Raw genomic sequence first — 20672 nt, 5'->3', positions numbered from 1 at the left:
GACGGATGGGCGCAGCTGCTTCCACGGCCACGTGCGGCGGCCGTCACGTCCGGCGAGGACCGTCGAGGAGCGTCAGCGCACGACGTACGACGGGCGCCACGACGACGACCTGTCGGCCCACTGGTCGCCCGAACGATCACGGTCCCGGTCGCGGTCCCCGTCACGATCACCGTCCCAGGCGCCGCCGCGATCACGGTCCCAGGCGCCGTCACGGTCACGGTCCCAGTCCCGATCACGGGTCCCGTCGTCGGCGGGAGCGGGCGCGGTCGTCACCACCCCTGGGACGGGCGACGGCGCAGGAGTCGCCGGGTGCTCGGCCCGGGGCGAGTCCGCACGGCTCCGTCCGTCCCGCGAGGGAACGGGGTGAGATGCCTCGCCCTTGTGAGCAGACGAGAGCGCCTCGGCGCCGGAACGCCCGGTGTGCACTTCTGAACCTGTGACCGCCGGCGCCGACAGGTTGGGGCGCTCATGCCTCTTGGCCGTCCGCGGTGTCGCGACCTCCTCACCCAGCCCGACCGCGCGTCCGACGACGTAGGTGAGCGGCGCAACGGGGCTGCCGGCGACCGCCTGGCTGACGCCCATGGCGAGCAGGACGACGACGCCCACACCAAGCTCGGTGGCGCGGCGGACGCCCGGCGCGGGTCGAGTCGCGCGACCGCGGTGGGCGCGGCGGCGGTCGACCGGGCGCACGCGACGGGCACCCACAGGCCCCACCCGCCAGCCGGCCCGGCCCGGCGCCCTCGACACGGCGGTCAGCCGGTCAGCGGCGGGGTCCCCGGCGCCGGGGAGCGCGGCCATGACGTCGGTGCGCCAAGCGGCCAGTCCGTCGAGGAGGGGGTCGCCCGTGGCCCGACCGGCGATCAGGTCGTCGAGGAGACGGTCGTCGTGCGCGACCGGATCGACGCCGGTCACGCCGAGACCTCCCCGCGCGTCACCTGGCGGTTGCGGTGGAGGTCGCGCAGCCGCTGAAGGGCACGGTGCTGCGCGATCCGTACGGCGCCGGGCGTCATCCCCATCGCGGTGCCCACCTCGTTGGCGGTCAGTCCCATCGCGACCCGGAGGACGAGCACCTCGTGCAGTCGGCCCGGAAGGCAGTCGAGCAGGTCGAGGACATCTTGGGACTCGAGGCGTCCGAGCACCTCGCTCTCGGCCGAGGCGACGCCCGAGTCCGGGACGACGTCGACGAGAACCTGGCGCGAGCGGTAGGCGCTGCGCTGGGCGTCGGCCACCTTGCGGCTGCCGATGGCGTACACGAACGCCTCGAAGGGAAGACCCTGGTGCTCGAAGGTGGGGAGTGCCTGGAAGACGGCGATGCAGATCTCCTGGGCGACGTCCTCGGCCAGCTGCGCACCGTCGCGGTATCCGCCGAGGCGGGCACGGCAGTAGCGGTGCGACACGGTGCGCACGTCGCGCATGAGGGCATCCATGACGTCGGCATCATCGAGGGCTCGCAGCGCCAGCTCGGCGAGGTCTGGCTCACCGGAGGGTGGGCGGGGAAGCATCCGGGGATCCTTCGGGGGCTCAGGAGCATCAGGACGGGTCAGCACCGGTGGTGCCACGCCCACCGTCCCACGTCGCCGGGCGACACGCCAGACCGGATGCACAACGACGAAGGCCCGCCCCTCACGGGACGGGCCTTCGTCGTGGGAGTGCGCTCGGATCAGCTCTCGTCGTCGGCCGGCTTCTCGACCACCAGCGTCTCGGTGGTGAGCAGCATGGCGGCGATGGAGCCCGCGTTGGCCAGCGCGGAGCGCGTGACCTTGACCGGGTCGAGGACGCCCTGGGCGACCAGGTCGCCGTACTCGCCGGTCGCGGCGTTGTAGCCCTGGCCGCTCTCGCGGACCTTGGCGACCACGACGTAGCCGTTCTCGCCACCGTTCTCGGCGATCCAGCGCAGCGGCTCGACGGCCGACTTGCGGACGATCGCGACACCGACGGCCTCGTCACCGGTGAGCCCGAGGTCGTCCTCGAGCACCGACACGGCGGTCACGAGAGCGGAGCCGCCACCGGCGACGATGCCCTCCTCGATCGCCGCACGGGTCGCCGAGACGGCGTCCTCGATGCGGTGCTTCTTCTCCTTGAGCTCGACCTCGGTCGCGGCACCCACCTGGATGACGCAGACGCCGCCGGCGAGCTTCGCGAGGCGCTCCTGGAGCTTCTCGCGGTCCCAGTCGGAGTCGGTCGAGTCGATCTCGGCCTTGATCTGGTTGACGCGGGCGGAGACCTCGTCGTCCTTGCCGGCACCGTCGATGATCGTGGTGTCGTCCTTGGTGACGACGACGCGACGCGCCGTGCCGAGGTCGTCGAGCCCGATCTGGTCGAGCTTCAGGCCGAGGTCGGGGGTGACGACCTGGGCGCCGGTGAGGACCGCGATGTCCTGCAGCATCGCCTTGCGGCGGTCACCGAACGCCGGCGCCTTGACGGCGACCGAGGTGAACGTGCCGCGGATCTTGTTGACGACCAGCGTCGAGAGCGCCTCGCCGTCGACGTCCTCGGCGATGATCAGGAGCGACTTGCCCGCCTGGACGACCTTCTCCAGCAGCGGGAGGAGGTCGGCGACGGACGAGATCTTGCCCTGGTTCACGAGGATGTACGGCTCGTCGAGGACGGCCTCCATCCGCTCGGTGTCGGTCACCATGTAGGGCGAGAGGTAGCCCTTGTCGAACTGCATGCCCTCGGTGAACTCGAGGCCGGTGCCCATCGTGTTGGACTCCTCGACGGTGATGACACCGTCCTTGCCGACCTTGTCGAAGGCGTCGGCGATCAGGCCACCGATGTGGGCGTCACGCGCCGAGATGTTGGCGACGTGCGACATGTCCTGCTTGTCGTCGACGTCACGGGCCAGCTCGAGGAGCCGCTCTGAGACAGCGGCGACGGCCTTGTCGATGCCGCGCTTGAGGGCGATCGGGTTGGTGCCCGCCGCCACGGCGCGCAGGCCCTCGTGGACCATCGCCTGAGCGAGCACGGTCGCCGTGGTGGTGCCGTCACCGGCGATGTCGTTGGTCTTGGTGGCAACTTCCTTGGCGAGCTGGGCGCCGAGGTTCTCGAACGGGTCGTCGAGCTCGATCTCACGGGCGACGGTCACGCCGTCGTTCGTGATCGTCGGCGCACCCCACTTGGAGTCGAGGACGACGTAGCGACCCTTGGGGCCGAGCGTCACCTTCACGGTGTCGGCCAGAATGTCGACGCCACGCTCGAGTGACCGACGAGCAGTCTCGTCGAACTCAAGAATCTTGGGCATGGGGATCCTTCTCTGTGGTGTCGGACCCGTCGAGACACCGCGGGCCCATGTGCTGCGGACGAGTGCTTTCGCCCCAGCGGTCTCGGACCGCCGGGGCGAGCACGTCGCTACTTCTCGATGACCGCGAGGACGTCGCGCGCCGACAGGATGAGGAACTCCTCGCCGTCGTACTTCACCTCGGTGCCGCCGTACTTGCTGAAGACGACGACGTCGCCGACCTTGACGTCGACGGGGATGCGCTCGTCGCCGTCCTCGTTGAAGCGGCCCGGGCCCACGGCCAGGACGGAGCCCTCGGTGGGCTTCTCCTTGGCGGTGTCCGGGATGACCAGGCCCGAGGCGGTGGTCTGCTCCGCCTCGAGAATCTTGACGACGATACGGTCCTCGAGCGGCTTGATGGTGACCGACACTTGTCGACCTCCCCTTTCGTGTTACCCCGTGAGCGGGCGTTCGCCCGTACGACGGGACTGGGACTGTGGGTCCTTCGAGGTGCTCGCACGCACGCCGTCGCGGGAGCCGTACGCGGTGCACCGTTAGCACCCAGGATACGAGAGTGCTAAATCCAACCTAGAGCCGGGTTAGCACTCGGTCAAGCAGAGTGCCAGCGCCCGTGAGCCCGGCCTCCGGGCCCGTGCTGCGAGACTTGCCCCCATGGAGGTCGAGACGTTCGAACGACTCCTCGACGCCGAGGGACAGCAGGTCCTCCGCGAGGCCGAGGCCACGTACGGGAGCGTCGACGAGCTGACGCTGGTCACCCGGCTGCGCCGGCAGGGCCACTCCCCCGAGCTGGTCGCGGCGGCGACGAGTCAAGTGGCGCTGCGGCGCCGGGCGGCCACCAAGCTCGGCGCCGACGCCGCGAACATGTACTTCACCCCGGACGCGCTCGAGCAGGCGACGCGCCTGCGGGTCGCCGCTCATCGCGCCGAGCGGCTGAGCGCCACCGGCGCCCGCACGCTGGTCGACCTGGGGTGCGGGATCGGCGCCGACCTCGCGGCGTTCGCCCGCGCGGGACTGTCGGTCCACGGCGTGGAGCGCGATCCGCTCCGGGCCGCGATGGCGCGGGCGAACCTCGCTGCCCTGCGGCTCGACGGCACCGTCGGCGTCGCGGACCTGACGGCGGTCGACCTGACCCCGTACGACGCGGCGTTCGTCGATCCGGCACGGCGGGACGGGCGCGGTCGGACGTTCGACCTCGACGCGTTCAGCCCTCCGTGGTCGTTCGTGGTGGGGGTGCTCGCCGATCGCGGCCTGGCCAAGGTGCTCCCGGGCATCGCCCACGATCTGGTTCCCGACGGTGTCGAGGCGGAGTGGGTCAGCGACCGTGGGGACCTCGTCGAAGCCTGCCTCTGGGGACCCGCGTACGCCGGGGCGACGCGGCGGGCCACCGTCATCGGGACCCACGCCACGGCCACGCTGACCGACGCGGACGCGCCCACCGAGGTCCACGTCGCCGCCCCGGGTGACTGGCTCTACGAGCCCGACGACGCGGTGATCCGCGCAGGTCTCGTGACCGCGGTCGCTGTCCTCACCGACGGCTGGCTCGTGGATCCGCACATCGCCTACGTCTCGAGCGCCACGCACGTGGCGACGCCGTACGCCCGGGCCTTCCGTGTCCTGGAGGAGCTCCCGTACCGGGAGAAGCAGCTGCGGGCGGCGTTGCGCGAGCGCGACGTCGGCACGCTGACCGTCAAGAAGCGGGGCGTCTCGGTGGTCCCTGAGGTGCTGGTCAGACGGTTGCGGCTGGCCGGCTCGGAGACCGCCACCGTCGTCCTCACCCGCGTGGCGGGAGAGGGCCGGGCCTACCTCGTCGAGCCGGTCCTCCGCACAGACGCACCGGTGGCGGGACCCTGAGGTCCCGCCACCGGCGTTCGTGCTTCAGTGCCGCTCAGCGGCTCCTGCTCAGCGACCCAGGTGACCCAGGATCTTGCAGGCGAGCCACTTGAGCCACTTGATGGGCTCGCGCAGCGGGTTGGGCATCGGACCGCACTTGTCGGCCGGCGGCTGCGTGACCTTGGTGACGGTCACGGTGACAGTGCCGGTCGCCTCCGCCTGGCCGTCGGAGACGGTGTAGGTGAAGGTGTCGGTGCCGGAGAACCCGGCCCTCGGGGTGTAGGTGACGTTGGCGCCCGTACCCGTCACGGTGCCGTTGGCCGGCGTGCCGTAGGTGTAGGTCAGGGTGTCGCCGTCGGCGTCCGCACCGCGCAGCGCGATGTTGACGGCCCTGTCCTGGTTGGTCGTCGCCGTCACGTTGCCCGCGGTAGGCGGCGTGTTCGGCGGGATGACGACCTCGTTGACCGTCACGGTGACCGTGCCGGTGGCCTCCTCCTCGCCGTCGGAGACGGTGTAGGTGAAGGTGTCGGTGCCGAAGAAGCCGGCGTTCGGGGTGTAGGTGACGTCGGCGCCCGTACCCGTCACGGTGCCGTTGGCCGGCGTCCCGTAGGTGTAGGTCAGGGTGTCGCCCTCGTCGGCATCAGCGCCCTCGAGCGTGATGTCGACCGCCTCGTCCTGGTTGGTCTCCGCCGTCACGTCGCCCGCGGTGGGCGGCGTGTTGTACGGCGGGTCGATGACCTCGGTGACCGTCACGGTGACCGTTCCGGTCGCGGTGCCGCCGTTGCCGTCGTCCACGGTGTAGGTGAAGGTGTCGGTGCCGAAGAAGCCCTCGTTGGGCGTGTAGGTGACGTCGGCGCCCTCACCGGTCACGGTGCCGTTGGCCGGCGTCCCGTAGGTGTAGGTCAGGGTGTCGCCCTCGTCGGCATCAGCGCCCTCGAGCGTGATGTCGACCGCCTCGTCCTCCCTGGTCTCCGCCGTCACGTTGCCCGCGGTCGGCGGGACGTTCGTCGGCGGGTCGGCAGTGACGGACACGGTGATCGTCGCGGTGTCGGTGCCGCCGTTGCCGTCGTCCACCGTGAAGGTGAACGTGTCGTCGCCGGCGAAGCCCTCGTCCGACGTGTAGGTGACGTTCGGGCCCTCACCGGACACCGTGCCGTTCTCAGGCTGGGTGTAGGTGTAGGTCAGGTCGTCGCCGTCGGGGTCAGAGGCCGACAGGGTGATGTCCACCGGGTCGCCACTCTGGACCGCCGCCGTGCCGTCGTTCGCCGTCGGCGCCTGGTTGGGCGGCTCGCCGACGTTGACGGTGACGGTGCCGGTGGCCTCCGCCTCACCGTCGGAGACGGTGTAGGTGAAGGTGTCGGTGCCGAAGAAGCCCTCGTCGGGCGTGTAGGTGACGTCGGCGCCCTCACCGGTCACGGTGCCGTTGGCCGGCGTCCCGTAGGTGTAGGTCAGCTCGTCGCCCTCGTCGGCATCGGCGCCCGCGAGCGTGATGTCGACCGGCGCACCGAAGTCCGTGGAGGCCGTCACGTTGCCCGCGGTGGGCGGCGTGTTCGGCGGCGGCGGCACTTCCGCGATACCGAACGTTCCGAAGGTGTCGTCGCTGGCAGCGGGCAAGGTGCACGCCATCGTGACGGCGCCCTCGCCGCCCACCAGCTCACCGGCGGCGTTGCGCAGCGATGCGATGACGTTGAACGCCCGCGGCATGTGGATGGTGCCCGTGCTCGGCAGCTCGAGGCCGGGGTACTCCGCCGTCGTGGGGACCGGGATCGCGGGCACGTCGCCCTCGGTCGGGATCTGCCACGGCGGGGTCGACGTCGCCGGGACGGGTGACCACGGCGCGGCGAGGTTGGCGATCGGGTACACGAACGGGTCGGTGATCCCCGGAACCGTGATGTTGATGCTCGCGTCGTTGGAGAAGCCGCTGGCCGATCGCGCACCGAGCAGGCCGTACGTCGCCGAGCGCAGCGGCTCAGGCAGCGTCAACGTGATCTGGGTCTTGCGAGCCGGGATCGTGTCGCCGGGGGCGACAACCTCCGGGATCACGACCCTGGCGTTGACACCCACGGAGAAGTCACCGAGCGCGAGACCTGCCGCGACGACGTTGCACGTGTAGGTGAAGTCCTTGTTGAGCTCGACGTCGGCCGCACTGGCCGGCGCCGCCCCGAGAGCCGTCGCGCTCACCGCGATGCCGGCGACCAAGGCCCCGGATGCTGCGAGCGACAACGGCCTTCGGGCCGTTGGATTTCTGAAAATGGACAAGATGATCCCCTCCAGATCGACGGACCGCCCTTGTAAGCGTCCGTTTGTCCGATACCCAGTAACTGAGTGTTACGGTTCAGTAACCTACGCAGGTGTAACCACAAGTTGCAATAGGTGGGACGCAAGAAATGTGTTCTTGCCCACACCGAGAGGGGAGCGCAGAGCCGTTCAGGCGACGATCTGCGTGACCGGCATCGAGGAGTCCGCGGCCAGGTCGAGCGAGCTCGGCGCGGCGCCCTTGGCGACCAGGGCCGAGCCGAGCGCCGCCACCATCGCGCCGTTGTCGGTGCAGAGCACCGGCGGCGGGATCCGTACGTCGATCCCGGCCGCCTCGGCGCGCTCCAGCACGTAGTGGCGCAGGCGGCCGTTGGCCGCGACACCCCCGCCGAGGACCAGGTGCTCCGCCCCGTGATCGACGCACGCGCGGACCGTCTTGGCGGAGAGGACGTCGCACACCGCGTCCTGGAAGGAGGCCGCGACGTCGGGGACCGAGATCGACCGGCCCATGCGCTCCTCGTGCTCGACGTGCCGCGCGACCGCACTCTTGAGCCCCGAGAACGAGAAGTCATAGCGGTGCTTGTCCATGTCGCGTCCACCGGTCAGGCCGCGAGGGAACGCGATCGCCGTGGGGTCGCCGTCGCGGGCGGCGCGGTCGATCTCCGGACCACCGGGATACGGAAGGCCCAGCAGACGGGCGACCTTGTCGAAGGCCTCCCCCGCGGCGTCGTCGATCGTCTCGCCGAGCATCCGGACCGAGCTGGTCACGTCGTCGACGAGCAGGAGGTTGGTGTGGCCGCCGGAGACGAGCAGGGCGGCGGTCGGCTCCGGGAGCTCACCGTGCTCGAGCCGATCGACGCAGACGTGGGCGACCAGGTGGTTGATGCCGTACAGCGGCTTGTCGTACGCGATCGCGAGCGCCTTCGCGGCGGCGATCCCGACGAGGAGCGCGCCGGTCAGTCCGGGCCCGCTGGTGACGGCGATCGCGTCGACGTCGGCCACGGAGACGCCCGCGTCGGCCTGTGCCTTCTCGAGCATCGGGACGAACGCCTCGAGGTGCGCGCGGCTCGCGACCTCCGGGACGACCCCGCCGAAGCGGACGTGCTCCTCGACGCTGGAGGCGACGGCGTTGGCGAGGAGCTCGGTCCCGCGGACGATGCCGACACCGGTCTCGTCGCAGGACGACTCGATCCCCAGGACGAGAGGGCCGTCGGCGTGGGTCGTCGCAGTGCTCACGTCCCCATGGTGCCAGGGTGGGGTCATGGACCGTACGGACACTCCATCCACCGTCGACGAGCGCACCACAGCGCTCACCCTCCTCCGCTACGTCAGGGAGACCGCCCTCGCGAAGGCCGAGGGCCTCCCCGAGGACCTCGCGCACGCCACACCGCTGGCTACCTCGCCGCTGATGTCGATCGCCAACGTGATCAACCACCTGCGCTGGAACGAGCACTACTGGGTCGAGGTGGTCGTCGCGGGCGGCGAGGACCGTGCCCCCTGGTCGGACGAGCACCCCGACGGCGAGTTCGAGATCGCCGCACAGATGACGCTGGACGACATCCTCACCGGCTACCGCCAGCAGATCGCCGCCTGCGACGCGATCCTCGCCGAGCGCGACCTGGACGACCTGACGGCGAAGCCGCGGCGCGACTTCCAGCCGAACGTACGCTGGGTCGTCGCGCACCTCGTCGAGGAGACCGCGCGCCACAACGGGCATCTCGACATCTTGCGGGAGCTCGCCGACGGAGAGGTGGGTGACTGAATGCGGATGCGTCCGCTGGGCCGAAGCGGCCTGATGGTGTCAGTGGTCGGGATCGGGTGCAACGCGTTCGGGTCGCGCGTCGACGAAGCCGGTACGAAGGAGGTCGTGCACGCGGCCGTCGACGCCGGCGTCACGCTCTTCGACACCGCCGACACCTACGGGACCGGCGCGAGCGAGGTCCTGCTCGGACGGGCGTTGGGTGCTCGGCGTGGGGACGTCGTCCTCGCCACCAAAGGCGGCATGGACATGGGCGGCGCCAACGGTCCCGACTGGGGCGCCCGCGCGTCGCGCCGCTATCTGCGCCGTGCGCTCGAGGCGAGCCTCACCCGCCTCGGGACCGACTACGTCGACCTCTACCAGCTCCACACGCCCGACCGCGTCACGCCGGTCGAGGAGACGCTGAGCGTCATGGACGACTTCGTGCGGGAGGGCAAGGTCCGCTACGCCGGGTGCTCGAACTTCACGGCGTGGGAGCTGGTGGACGCCGACTGGACCGCGCGCACGGCGGGGACCACGGCCTTCGTGTCGGCCCAGAACGAGTACTCGCTGTACAACCGCGCGGCCGAGGCCGAGCTGGTCCCGGCGTGCGAGGCGCTCGGCGTCGGCCTGCTGCCGTACTTCCCCCTCGCGTACGGTCTTCTGACCGGCAAGTACGCCCGCGGCCAGGCCGCTCCCGAAGGCTCGCGTCTCGCGGCCGACAACCAAGCCGCACGCCTGGCTAACGCCGACTGGGACCGCGTCGAGGCACTCGAGGCGTACGCCCGCGACCGTGGCCGGAGCATGCTGGAGGTCGCGATCGGAGGACTCGCGGCCCAGCCCGCCGTCGCGAGCGTCATCGCCGGCGTCACGCGGGTCGAGCAGGTCCACGCCAACGTCGCCGCCGCGGAGTGGGAGCCGACCGACGACGACCTCGAGGCGCTGGACGCGACCCGGCCCGCCGAGCGCTGGTCCTACACGTCGTTCGCGCCTCGGCCGGAGGCGGGACGTCGGTAGCGTGACCACCATGGCGGCAGAGACGGCGGACGTACGCTCACGCTTCCCCGTGGACGACGACGCGCTCAGCGCTCTGCACGCGCGCGCGTTCGGCACCCGAGGATCCACGACCTCGTCCTGGAGCCGGCGGCTGGCGCGTCACAGCATCGCCTGGGTCGGCGCCTTCGACGGCCCCCGCCTCGTGGGTTTCGTGCACGCGGTGGGGGACGGGGGCGCGCACGCCTTCCTTCTCGACACCGTCGTGGATCCCTCGTGGCAGCGGCGCGGGATCGGCCTCGCGATCGTCGACCGGATCCAGGACGACGTCGCCGCGGCGGGAGTCACCTGGCTGCACGTCGACTTCGAGCCGCACCTCGCCGGCTTCTACGCCGCGTGCGGCTTTCGCGACACGTCCGCGGGCCTGATGCGACTCGGTCAGCCAGCGGCCTTCTGAGCCTTCTCGGCCTTCCGTGCCGCGCGAGCCGCACGCTCCTCGGCATCGAGGCGCGCCGCCTCCTCGAGCGTGGGCGCGGAACCCCCGAGCCGCGCCGGCGCCCACCACTGACCCTCGAGGGGCTCGGGGTAGGCCGCGATCGCCTCGTCGAGGAGCCTCTCGAGGGACTCTTTGAGGGCCTTCGTCTCGGCAACGGGATCTGCACCGGTGGGGTGCTGGGGCTCGCCGACGTTGATGACGATCGGCAGGCCCCACGGGAGCGAGGGCTTGTGGCCCTTGGTCGTGATGCGCTGCGTCCCGAAGAGCACCATCGGGATCAGCGGCACGCCCGCCTGCGCGGCGATGCGCGCAGCGCCGGACTTGACCTCCTTGATCTCGAACGACTGGCTGATGGTGGCCTCGGGGAAGATCCCGACGAGCTCACCACGACGGCAGTAGTCGACGGCCGCCTCCAGGGACTCCGCACCCGACGAGCGGTCGACCGGGATGTGGTGCATCGATCGGAGGACCGGGCCACCGACCGGGTGGTCGAAGGCCTCCTTCTTGGCCATGAAGCGCACCAGCCGGCCGCGACGCGCGGCGGGGAAGCCGTCGAGCACGAAGTCGGCGTACCCGACGTGGTTGGACGCGATGACGGCCCCGCCCTCGCGGGGGATGTTCTCGGTGCCCAGCATCTGGATCTTCCAGCCGCGCAGCTTGAAGAGGGTCTTGGCCGTCGCCACGACGGGCGGGTACGTGATGTCGCGCATCCCGCAACCCTACCGACCTACGGTCGCGTAGGTTAGTGGTGGCTCGGATGCGGCGCCTCGTCCCGGATCAGCTGCGCCACCAGCTCCGGCTCCTCGAGGCCGGGCAGGTGCGCCACCGCCGGCAGGACACGACCCGGGCCCTGGCCGATGCGACGAGCGGTCTCCTCGTAGAACGGGAGGTCGCACGGCAGGTCGTGCTCACCCCACGTGGTCAGCACCGGCACGGTCAGCTCGCTGAGCCGCGTCCAGGCGTCGAGCCCCGCGTCTCCCGCCGACTCGGGAGCGGCGACGTCGAGGATGGTTCGATTCATGGCCTCGAACAGCGTCCGAGGTGGGCCGCCGACCCTCCCCTCGGCCGTCCCCGGGCCGTCGAGCCACAGGTGCGTGAGCGCACGGATCCGAGCGTCGACACTCAGGGACGGATCATCAGCGCGGTCGATGAGGGGGCCTGAGGCTGGATCTGGTTGCCAGTCGAACGGAGTGTCCTCGTCGGTCATGCCCGACACGCCGGCGCCGACGAGCAAGACCCCTGTGACGCGATCCGGGTGCAGCAGGGCCGCGTCGAGCGCGACGGCCCCGCCCATGGAGTTGCCGACGAGGAAGACCTGCTCGAGCGCCAGGTCGTCGAGGACCTCGATCAGGTCCGCCACGTGCGTGAAGGTCGAGGTCGGATCGGCGGCGGGACTCGCCCCGTAGCCCCGTCTGTCGTAAGCGACGACATCGAGACCGTCGTCGACGAGCGCGTCCGCCACCGCTGCCCACGATCGACTGTCCGCCACACCGGCATGCAGGAGCACGACGGCGGGGCCCTCCGCCGGCCAACGGGTCACGGCCAGTCGTCCACCGTCTGCGGTCGAGAGCACGTGCTGCTGCCTATCCATGACGCCCGAACGTACCGGAGGAGGGGCGCCTCAGCGATCCCTCAGCGACCCTCGGCGTAGGCGTCGATCTCCACCTCGACGAGATGGTCGGGATGCATCAGCCGGTTGACCTCGAGCATCGTCGACACCGGCGGCGTGGAGCCGAAGAGCTCCCGGTGGGCGCGGCCCACCTCGTCGGCATCGGTGATGTCGATGACGTACATGCGGGTCCGCACCACGTGCTGGGCGTCGAGCCCGCACTTGCGCAGCGAGTCCATCGCGATCCCGAACGCCACCATGGTCTGCACGTACGGGTCGTTGACCCCGATCACGGTCCCGTTGACGGTCGCCGTGGTGCCGGCGATCGCGACGTGCGGTCCGTACGAGACCGCGCGCACGTATCCGTACCGTTCCTCCCACGGTGTTCCCGACGGCAGCCGGTACATCAGCCATCCCTTCGGGGCACCACGCGGCGTTCCATGACGACGGCGTCCGCGCCCGAGCGGTAGTAGTTCGGCCTCGTCGCGATCGCGACGAAGCCCCCTGCCTCGTACAGCCCGGTCGCCGCGACGTTGTCGGATGCCACCTCGAGCAGCACCCGCTCCACGCCTCGTCGCTCGGACTCCCCCAGCAGCGCCGCCAGAAGCCGGCGCCCTACCCCCGTCCTGCGCCGCCCGGGCAGCACCGCGATCCGGACCACGTCCGCGGTGTCCCCGGCGACGACCAGGCTGCCGTAGCCGATCACGGCGCCGGCTTCCTCGGCCACGACCACGTGCCGGCTCGCGCCGTCGAGCTCGTCGGCGACCTGCTCCTTCGACCACGCCTCACGACCGAACGCAGCGTCCTCCAGCGAGGTCAACGCGTCCAGGTCGCCTGGCATCCCAGGGCGGATCACGCCGACGCGCGCTTGCGCTGGACCGCCGGAGCGGCATCGGGACGCCGCAGGTAGAGCGGCTCGGTGCCCACCTCGACCGCCGTCCCCGCTGCCACCATGCCGGCGAGCACCCCGGCATCGGGGTCGGCGGGTCCGTCGACGCGAGCGAGGACCTCGGCGTACAGGTCCGCTCCTCGTCCGAGCACCGGCATCGTCGACGGCAGGCGTGCCGCGAGGTCGGCGGGCCGCATCACGTCGGCATCACCGACGCGCTCACCGCGCGGCGTGTACTCCGCCCAGTAGACCTCCTTGCGACGGGCGTCAGTGGCGACGACGAACGCGTCCTCGACCGCACCTGCGGCGACCGCCTCGGCGGCGATGACGTCGAGCGAACAGACACCGTGCAGCCGCGCGTGCAGCGACACCGCCAACGTCCGCGCCGTCACCACACCGACCCGCAGGCCGGTGAACGGCCCGGGCCCGACGCCGACGGCGACATCGGTCACGTCGCGGCGGTCGACGCCCGCCCGAGCGAGGACGGCGGCGATCGCCGGCGCCAGCATCTCGCCGTGACTCATCGCGCCGGGGCGCGAGTCGGAGGCGAGCACAGTGGTCCCGTCGTGGAGGGCGACCGAGGTCGCCGGTGCGGCGGTGTCGAGGGCGAGGATCAGCATCGGGGCACAGGTTACGCCAGGCGTGGTGACGCTCACAGTGGTCTCGGCTCTTCGAGGCCGCGGGCCTGCGCCGAGTGCGCGACCGCGCCGGGACCGAGCAGCGTCGACCGCAGCGGGACCCTCGCCCACCGCACCCCGTGCGGCTTGACCGTGACGAGGCGTACGTCGTGGTCGTCGACGTCCGCACGCTCGGGCGCCTCGGCGCCCAGCGGGTCGAGGACGGTCGCCGCGCGCCGCTCCAGCCGTACCTCGAGCCAGGAGTCGCTGAGGTCCTCGGCCATGCCTGTGCCCCACTCGACGACGGTCACCGAGTCCTCCGTGGCGGTGTCGAGGTCGAGGTCGTCGAGCTCGAGCGCAGCGCCGAGCCGATAGGCGTCGACGTGGACGAGCGGTGGGCCCCCGGCCAGGTTCGGATGCGTACGGGCGAGGACGAAGGTCGGCGACGTGACCGGGCCGCGCACGCCAAGGCCTTCCCCGATCCCCTGGGTGAGCGTGGTCTTGCCCGCACCGAGGCCGCCGGACATCACCACGACGTCACCCGCCTGCAGCAACGAGGCGAGCCGGACTCCGAAGGCGTGCGCGTCCTCGGCGGTGGGGAGCTCGCGCGCCAGCCACAGCGTCTTGCCGAACTCGATCGTCGTGCCGTGCTGCCGGACCGGGAAGTAGCGTCGGCGCGTCCAGAACGTGACGTTCTCCGGGAGCTCCTCGCGCACGTCGAGCCAGACGCCGTCCAGACCGCGCTCCTCGGCGGTGTCCTCGGCGACGCCGACCATCGCCGAGGCGACGCCGCGGTCCTGGTGGTCCGGGTCGACCGAGACACGACGGAAGCCGAGCAGGCCCGGCCGCGACGTGTCGTAGAGCATGGCGCCGATCGGCTTGCCCCGGCGCTCGACGAGCAGTCCGCCACCCTCGGCGAGGGCCTCACGGACCGACTCCACGCTCTCGGTCAGCGCGGTCGACGGAGGGTCGAGCACGGGCCGGGCACCGAACGAACGACGGATCACCGCGAGCACGTCGGCAGCACGTTCCGGCGGGGCGTCGAAGACGTTCAGGGCGTGGAAGTTGGGCAGCGTGGAGCCGGTCATGCGGGCCAGCCCTCCCCGCTCCGTACGGCCGGCTCGGCCGATCCCCACAGCCCTTCGATGGCCGCGGTGACCTCCTCGTGGCGCTCGAGCATCATCATGTGGCCGGCACCCTCGTACGCGATGAGCTCGGACCCGTCGATCATCTCCGCCAGCCGGCGCGAGTGGCGGAACGGCGTCAGCCGGTCCTTGGTCCCGCCCATGACGAGCGTGCGTCGCCCCGGCAGCACGTCGAGGGCGTCATACAGGTCCAGGTCGACGAAGTTGCCGGCGAAGTCCCACAGTGCCCGGTCCCGGGACCGGGCGATCATCTCGTCCGTCATGTCGGCGTACTTGGCAGACGACGTCGGTCCGATGGCGAAGGCGCGGGTGACGGGGTACGAGTCGAGGCGGCGGGCCGCCGCCACGAGCGGCCCGAGGCGCGGGAGCCACGGGTGCAGGAGGGCCAGCGGGTCCTTGGGACGGACCAGGTCGCCGGCGCTGGTGCCCATGAGGACGACACCGACGACGCGGTCACGGACGACGTCGCCGTACTGGGCGGCGAACGACATCACGGTCATCGCGCCCATCGAGTGACCCACGAGGATCAGGGGACCCTCCGGCGCGACGGCGTCGATCACGGACTTGAGGTCGTCGCCGAGCTGGTCGAGCGTGCAGCTCTCCGGCGACCCGTCTCCTGAGCTGCCGTGCTCACGCTGGTCCCAGAGCACCATCCGCGCCTGCCCGCGCAGCGCGGCGCGCTGGTAGTGCCAGCAGTCCAGGTCGAGGACCCAGCCGTGGCAGAAGACGATGGTGGGCCGGTCGCCCGCCTCCAGGTCGTCGGGCTCCTCTACCTCGACGTGGAGAGGGACGCCGTCGGTCGCGGGCACGGTCACCGCCGGGACGTGCAGCGTCCCGAACTCCATCGCGTCACCTCGGCGGGAGCGACGACGCACCCGCTGGCGGTCGGTCGCGACGCGGGCGGCAGCAGCCGTGGCACCGGCCGCCGCGACCGTCCCTGCGGCCACCGCCGCGTACGCCCCCACCTTGCGCCAGTCCATGCGTTGCTCCTCCTCTGTGGCAGCGACGACCGACTCCGAGCGGCGTCGCGGCACGTCAGTGTGCCGGTCGCGGGGAGCCTGCGTAGCGCCGGACGATCCTGCCTCCAAGCCTAGTGACGACCTCGTAGCCGATCGTGCCCGCCGCCACCGCCCAGTCCTCGGCGAGCGGCTCGCCCCGGTCTCCGGGGCCGAACAGGACGACCTCGTCACCGCGCTGCGCCTCGAGGTCGCCGAGGTCGAGCACGATCTGGTCCATGCAGACCCGGCCCGCGATCCTCACGCGGTGGCCGCCGACCCAGGCCGGCGCCTTGCTGGACGCGGCCCGCAGGATGCCGTCGCCGTAGCCCAGCGGGACGAGACCGAGCGTCGTCTCGCGCTTCGTGACGAAGGTGTGCCCGTACGACACGCCGGTGCCTGGCGGCACCCGGCGGACCAGGGAGAGCGCGGTCCGCAGCGTCATGACGGGCGTCAGACCCAGGTCGGCAGGCGCTCCGATCGCCGGGCCAGGGCTCAGTCCGTACGAGGCGATGCCGACGCGCACCAGGTCGTGGTGGGTGCTCGGCCGTGTCAGCGTCGCCGCGGAGTTCGCGAGATGGCGCAGCTGCGGCTCCACTCCGAGCGACGCCAGCTCGGCGACCGCGGCGGCGAACGCATGCTCCTGGGCACCGTTGACCGGGCTCGCCGGCTCGTCGGCGCAGGCCAGGTGCGAGAAGATCCCGACGATCTCGAGCCGTCCCGAGCGTTGGGCGTCGCGGGCCGCCTCGAACAGCGCGGTCAGCTCCTCGCCGCGGACGCCACCCCTGGCCATGCCGGTGTCGACCTTGAGGTGCACACGGGGTCGCTCCGTGGCGCCCGCCTCGAGGACGGCATCGAGCTGGGACACCGATCCGGCGGCGACATCGACCCGGGCGTCGATCGCCGGAGCGAGGTCCGCCCCCGCCGGCGAGAGCCAGGCCAGCACGGGTCCGGTGTCACCGCCTCGCCGCAGGACCAACGCCTCCTCGACCGTGGCGACGCCGAGCCACTCCGCACCGGCTTCGCGAGCCGCGCCCGCGATCTCGACCGCGCCGTGCCCGTACGCATCCGCCTTGACCACCGCCATCTGGAGGGCGTCAGGCGCAGCCGTACGGAGGACCGCGAGGTTGCCCCGGTAGGCGTCGAGGTCGACGACCGCCTCCGCCGGGGCGGTCACCGGTCCCTCCAGTCGCGTACCTGCGACTCGTCGAGGAGGCCGTTGCGCCACGCCGTGATCACCGCGGGAACGGCGTCGGCGACCTGCCCGGCGGTCACCGGGCCGCCGGCCGACGCAGTGACCGCCGCGACACCGTGCACGAAGGCCGCGAGCGAGCCCGCGTCTCGGGGGTGCGCCCCCGCGGCGAGGAACGACCCGGCAAGGCCGGCGAGGACGTCGCCGGCACCGGCGGTGGCCAGCCACGGCGTCCCGGTGAGGTTCACCCGCGTGGGTGAGCCCGGGTAGGCGACGAGAGTGCGTGCGCCCTTGAGCAGCACGGTCGCGCCCCAGCGCTCCGCCGCGCGGGTCGCGTGTCCGAGCGGGTCGGCCTCGACCGCCGACCGCTCGACGTCGAGCATCCGCGCGAGCTCACCGGCGTGCGGGGTCAGGAGGGCCGGGACGGCGAGGCGGTCGGGGAGGTGCTGGAGCGCGTCCGCGTCGACCACGACCGGGACCTCGTCCTCGAGCGCCATCCGCAGCCGCTCGGACGCGTCGTCACCTCCGCCCGAGCCGACGACCCACGCCTGGACGCGGCCGCGCTCGGCCGCGTCGGTGTGGGCGACGACCTCCGGGCACCGGTCGACCACCCGGGCGGCCAGCGCCGGCTCGCCGACGAACCGCACCATCCCCGCGACACCGGCCAGCGCGCCGCGGACGCACAGCTGCGCGGCGCCGGCGTACGCCGACGACCCGGCAGCGACACCGACGACGCCGCGCGCGTACTTCTGCGTCGGCGAGGTCCGCCGCTGGTCCAGGGTCGGGGCGAGGACGGCCATCAGCAGCCGGTTGTCGGAGGCCTCCAGCGCCTCGACGGACGGCGCCGGGAGGTAGGGGCCGAGGCCGATGTCGACCAGCCTGGGCAGCGCTCCGTGCACGGCCCAGCGCGCCGCGGGGTCCACCAGCAGCGCGTTCTTGTAGGTCCCGAAGGTGCACGTCGCGTCGGCGGCGAGGAACGACTCCGGCACGGTGGCGCCGTCCACGTCGACACCGCTCGGCACGTCGACCGCGATGACGAACGGCCGCTCGGCCTCCAGGATCGCCCGCCAGCCGTCGACGGGCGGCCGGAGCCCCGGCGAGCCGCCGATCCCGACGACACCGTCGACGACCACCGTGAAGCCCGTCGGCGAGTCGACCAGGCGACACCCCGCAGCCTGCGCGGCACGTGCCCCGTCGACGTGCACCCGGGCCGGGTCGGCGAATGCGACCGCGACGATGCGCTCACCCGCCAGCTCGGCGGCGGCGTACAACGCGTCTCCGCCGTTGTCTCCGGTGCCGACCAGGAAGATGACGGGTCTCGGTCCGGGAGCGACCTCCCGGACGTACGCCGCGAGGCCGGCCGCCGCCCAGCGCATGAGCGAACCCGGTGGGACTCGCGCCATGAGGGCGGCCTCGGCGGCGCGGACGTCGGCGACGGTGTGTGCGTGCAGCATGTCAACCCTCTCCCACGACGAACGCGGTGGCGACCGGCCCGTCGTGGGCGATCGACAGGTGCCACCGAACCACACCGAGCTCCGCGGCGCGAGCGCCGGCAGCGCCGGTCACCGTCAGCGTCGGTCGTCCGGACGCGGAACGCCCGACCTCGGCGTCGTGCCAGGAGAGCCCGCCCGGCGAGCCCAGCGCCTTGGCCAGCGCCTCCTTGGCGGCGAAGCGCCCCGCGAGCACCACCGGCGCACCGGTCCGCTCGGCGGGCGCGAAGAGCCGCTCACGCAGCGCTGGAGTCTGCTCCAGCGCGGCGGCGAAGCGCTCGACGTCGACCACGTCGACGCCGATCCCGACGATCACTCGACCGTGACGGACTTCGCCAGGTTGCGCGGCTGGTCGACGTCGTGGCCGAGCAGCGTGGCGAGCTCGGCGGCGAAGATCTGCAGCGGGACGACGGCCAGCACCGGCTGCAGCAGCGTCGGCGCCTTCGGGAGCCGGATGAGGACGTCGGCGTACGGGTCGACCGACGTGTCGCCGTCCTCGACCAGCACCACCGTCCGCGCACCGCGCGCCCGGATCTCCTGGATGTTGCTGATGACCTTGTCGTGGAGCTGGTCGCGGCCCTTGGGCGGCACCACGACGAAGACCGGCAGCCCTGGCTCGATCACGGCGATCGGGCCGTGCTTGAGCTCGCCTGCCGCGAAGCCCTCGGCGTGGAGGTACGCGAGCTCCTTGAGCTTGAGGGCGCCCTCGAGCGCGACCGGGTAGCCCACGTGGCGCCCCAGGAACAGGAACGTCCGCTGGCCGGCGAGCTCGCGGGCAAGGTCGCGGACCACGTCAGCACGCTCGAGGACGGCCTCGATCCCGGCGGGGAGCTTCTCCAGCTCCGCGACCGTCGAGGCGATCTCGTCGCCGAACTTGGTGCCGCGGACCTGCGCGAGATAGAGGCCGAGGACGTAGCAGGCGATCAGCTGGGTGAGGAAGCCCTTGGTGGAGGCCACCGCGATCTCGGGGCCGGCATGGGTGTAGATGACGGCGTCGGACTCGCGCGGGATGGTCGACCCGTTGGTGTTGCAGATGGCGAGGACCTTCGAGCCCTGCTGCCGTGCGTGCCGGATCGCCTGGAGGGTGTCGGCGGTCTCGCCCGACTGGCTGATCGCGATCACGAGGGTCGACTGGCCGACGATCGGGTCGCGGTAGCGGAACTCCGATGCGAGCTCGACCTCGCACGGGATCCGCGTCCAGTGCTCGATCGCGTACTTGGCAACCATCCCGGCGTACGACGCCGTCCCGCACCCGATGATCAGGATCCGGTCGACGTGACGGAGCTCGTCGTCGGACAGGCGCATCTCGTCGAGGATCAGGCGCCCCCGGGAGTCGTGGCGACCGAGGAGGGTGTCGGCGACCGCCTTGGGCTGCTCGTCGATCTCCTTGAGCATGAACCAGTCGTAGCCGCCCTTCTCGGCGGCGGAGATGTCCCAGTCGACGTGGTACTCGGTGACCTTCGACGGGGCACCCTCGAAGTCGATGACGTCGATGCCCTCGCGGGTGATGGTCACGACCTGGTCCTGCCTGAGCTCGACGGCGTCTCGGGTGTAGTCGATGAACGCGGAGACGTCGGAGGCCAGGAAGTTCTCGCCGTCTCCTCGGCCGGCCACCAGCGGCGAGTTGCGGCGGGCTCCGACCACGCGGTCGGGGTCGGCGCCGTCGGCGACGACCAGGGTGAACGCGCCCTCGAGGCGCAGGCACACCCGGCGCACCGCCTCGGTGAGGTCGACGGCTCCCTTGAGCAGCTCGCGGTCGACCAGGTGCGTGACCGTCTCGGTGTCGGTCTCGGACTGCAGCTCGACACCCTCCGCCTCGAGCTCGGCCCGCAGCTCCGCGAAGTTCTCGATGATGCCGTTGTGGACCACGGCGACCCGGTGGTCCTCGGAGACGTGCGGGTGCGCGTTGCGGTCGCTCGGCGGCCCGTGCGTGGCCCAACGGGTGTGCCCGATGCCGGTGGTCGACTCCGGCAACGGGTGCTCGGCGAGCTCCGCGTCCAGGTTGGCCAGCTTGCCGACCTTCTTCGCGGAGACGATCGAACCGTCCCTCACGAGCGCGACGCCGGTCGAGTCGTAGCCCCGGTACTCGAGACGGCGCAGACCCCCGAGGACGACGTCCAAGGCGGACCGTTCACCGACATAACCCACGATTCCACACATGAGCAACAGGGTACCGACCCCGCT

21 protein-coding genes are annotated in these 20672 nt (G+C 71.8%); 4 read left to right on the top strand and 17 right to left on the bottom strand.

What is annotated here, in order from left to right:
• Positions 1 to 72 precede the first annotated feature (72 nt).
• From KV097_RS02220 to groES, 4 genes are all read right to left on the bottom strand, one after another.
• On the bottom strand, positions 73 to 912 hold the full coding sequence (locus tag KV097_RS02220) for a hypothetical protein (RefSeq protein ID WP_220364956.1): 840 nt from the start codon (positions 910 to 912) through the stop codon (positions 73 to 75).
• On the bottom strand, positions 909 to 1502 hold the full coding sequence (locus KV097_RS02215) for a sigma-70 family RNA polymerase sigma factor (RefSeq protein WP_255559063.1): 594 nt from the start codon (positions 1500 to 1502) through the stop codon (positions 909 to 911). Before KV097_RS02215 ends, KV097_RS02220 begins: the two co-directional genes overlap by 4 nt.
• 158 nt (positions 1503 to 1660) lie before the next feature.
• Positions 1661 to 3241, bottom strand: coding sequence for a chaperonin GroEL (gene groL, locus KV097_RS02210; protein ID WP_220342004.1), 1581 nt, complete (start codon positions 3239 to 3241; stop codon positions 1661 to 1663).
• Positions 3242 to 3348: 107 nt separating this feature from the next.
• On the bottom strand, positions 3349 to 3648 hold the full coding sequence (gene groES / locus KV097_RS02205) for a co-chaperone GroES (RefSeq protein WP_149770274.1): 300 nt from the start codon (positions 3646 to 3648) through the stop codon (positions 3349 to 3351).
• Between the two features lie 241 nt (positions 3649 to 3889).
• On the opposite strand from groES, the gene KV097_RS02200 reads away from it, so the two are divergent.
• Complete coding sequence (locus tag KV097_RS02200; protein WP_220342005.1) at positions 3890 to 5089, top strand: class I SAM-dependent methyltransferase; 1200 nt, start codon at positions 3890 to 3892, stop codon at positions 5087 to 5089.
• A gap of 48 nt (positions 5090 to 5137) precedes the next feature.
• Here the strand turns inward: KV097_RS02200 and KV097_RS02195 are convergent, their stop codons facing one another.
• Both KV097_RS02195 and tsaD read right to left on the bottom strand, forming a co-directional pair.
• Entirely contained in the window at positions 5138 to 7267 is a 2130-nt protein-coding gene (locus KV097_RS02195) for an Ig-like domain-containing protein (protein WP_220364955.1), read from the bottom strand.
• Positions 7268 to 7495: 228 nt separating this feature from the next.
• On the bottom strand, positions 7496 to 8560 hold the full coding sequence (tsaD, locus tag KV097_RS02190) for a tRNA (adenosine(37)-N6)-threonylcarbamoyltransferase complex transferase subunit TsaD (protein ID WP_308289306.1): 1065 nt from the start codon (positions 8558 to 8560) through the stop codon (positions 7496 to 7498).
• A gap of 25 nt (positions 8561 to 8585) precedes the next feature.
• Here tsaD and KV097_RS02185 point away from each other — a divergent pair, with 25 nt between their 5' ends.
• The 3 genes from KV097_RS02185 to KV097_RS02175 are packed head-to-tail and all read left to right on the top strand — an operon-like array spanning position 8586 to position 10512.
• Positions 8586 to 9086: a DinB family protein gene (locus KV097_RS02185; protein ID WP_255559062.1), complete on the top strand. Its 501-nt coding sequence runs from the start codon at positions 8586 to 8588 to the stop codon at positions 9084 to 9086.
• 33 nt (positions 9087 to 9119) lie between these two features.
• Positions 9120 to 10079, top strand: a complete 960-nt coding sequence (locus tag KV097_RS02180) for an aldo/keto reductase (protein WP_255559061.1) — start codon at positions 9120 to 9122, stop codon at positions 10077 to 10079.
• Positions 10080 to 10089: 10 nt separating this feature from the next.
• The gene (locus tag KV097_RS02175) at positions 10090 to 10512 is read left to right on the top strand and encodes a GNAT family N-acetyltransferase (protein ID WP_220364954.1); all 423 of its coding nucleotides are present in this window, start codon (positions 10090 to 10092) and stop codon (positions 10510 to 10512) included.
• On the opposite strand, the gene KV097_RS02170 is transcribed toward KV097_RS02175, so the two are convergent.
• The 11 genes from KV097_RS02170 to glmS are packed head-to-tail and all read right to left on the bottom strand — an operon-like array spanning position 10494 to position 20648.
• The gene (locus KV097_RS02170) at positions 10494 to 11261 is read right to left on the bottom strand and encodes a 1-acyl-sn-glycerol-3-phosphate acyltransferase (RefSeq protein WP_220345308.1); all 768 of its coding nucleotides are present in this window, start codon (positions 11259 to 11261) and stop codon (positions 10494 to 10496) included. The two genes, KV097_RS02175 and KV097_RS02170, sit on opposite strands and share 19 nt — an antisense overlap.
• Positions 11262 to 11293: 32 nt before the next feature.
• Positions 11294 to 12142: an alpha/beta fold hydrolase gene (locus KV097_RS02165; protein WP_220345309.1), complete on the bottom strand. Its 849-nt coding sequence runs from the start codon at positions 12140 to 12142 to the stop codon at positions 11294 to 11296.
• Positions 12143 to 12183: 41 nt separating this feature from the next.
• The gene (locus tag KV097_RS02160) at positions 12184 to 12567 is read right to left on the bottom strand and encodes a Rid family hydrolase (RefSeq protein ID WP_220342013.1); all 384 of its coding nucleotides are present in this window, start codon (positions 12565 to 12567) and stop codon (positions 12184 to 12186) included.
• Positions 12567 to 13001, bottom strand: a complete 435-nt coding sequence (gene rimI, locus KV097_RS02155) for a ribosomal protein S18-alanine N-acetyltransferase (protein ID WP_220364953.1) — start codon at positions 12999 to 13001, stop codon at positions 12567 to 12569. Before rimI ends, KV097_RS02160 begins: the two co-directional genes overlap by 1 nt.
• Positions 13002 to 13012: 11 nt before the next feature.
• On the bottom strand, positions 13013 to 13669 hold the full coding sequence (tsaB, locus tag KV097_RS02150; RefSeq protein ID WP_220342015.1) for a tRNA (adenosine(37)-N6)-threonylcarbamoyltransferase complex dimerization subunit type 1 TsaB: 657 nt from the start codon (positions 13667 to 13669) through the stop codon (positions 13013 to 13015).
• 32 nt (positions 13670 to 13701) lie between these two features.
• Positions 13702 to 14754 (bottom strand): tRNA (adenosine(37)-N6)-threonylcarbamoyltransferase complex ATPase subunit type 1 TsaE, encoded by a 1053-nt coding sequence (gene tsaE / locus KV097_RS19615; protein WP_220364952.1) that lies wholly within the window; start codon positions 14752 to 14754, stop codon positions 13702 to 13704.
• Positions 14751 to 15791 carry an alpha/beta fold hydrolase gene (locus tag KV097_RS02140; RefSeq protein ID WP_220345310.1) on the bottom strand — a complete coding sequence of 347 codons (1041 nt, stop codon included), beginning with the start codon at positions 15789 to 15791 and terminating at the stop codon, positions 14751 to 14753. Before KV097_RS02140 ends, tsaE begins: the two co-directional genes overlap by 4 nt.
• A gap of 55 nt (positions 15792 to 15846) precedes the next feature.
• Complete coding sequence (alr, locus tag KV097_RS02135; RefSeq protein WP_301022612.1) at positions 15847 to 16983, bottom strand: alanine racemase; 1137 nt, start codon at positions 16981 to 16983, stop codon at positions 15847 to 15849.
• Positions 16980 to 18452, bottom strand: a complete 1473-nt coding sequence (locus KV097_RS02130) for a bifunctional ADP-dependent NAD(P)H-hydrate dehydratase/NAD(P)H-hydrate epimerase (RefSeq protein ID WP_220364951.1) — start codon at positions 18450 to 18452, stop codon at positions 16980 to 16982. The genes alr and KV097_RS02130 overlap by 4 nt, the downstream gene beginning before the upstream one ends.
• Before the next feature lies 1 nt (position 18453).
• Complete coding sequence (locus KV097_RS02125; protein WP_220364950.1) at positions 18454 to 18804, bottom strand: holo-ACP synthase; 351 nt, start codon at positions 18802 to 18804, stop codon at positions 18454 to 18456.
• The gene (gene glmS, locus KV097_RS02120; protein WP_220364949.1) at positions 18801 to 20648 is read right to left on the bottom strand and encodes a glutamine--fructose-6-phosphate transaminase (isomerizing); all 1848 of its coding nucleotides are present in this window, start codon (positions 20646 to 20648) and stop codon (positions 18801 to 18803) included. Before glmS ends, KV097_RS02125 begins: the two co-directional genes overlap by 4 nt.
• Positions 20649 to 20672: the final 24 nt, after the last annotated feature.

It is taken from the genome of Mumia sp. zg.B17, assembly GCF_019550915.1.
In the GTDB taxonomy this organism is placed as follows: Bacteria; Actinomycetota; Actinomycetes; order Propionibacteriales; family Nocardioidaceae; genus Mumia.
Note: the sequence above shows the minus strand (reverse complement) of the source record. Positions and strands in the feature narration are given on the sequence as shown.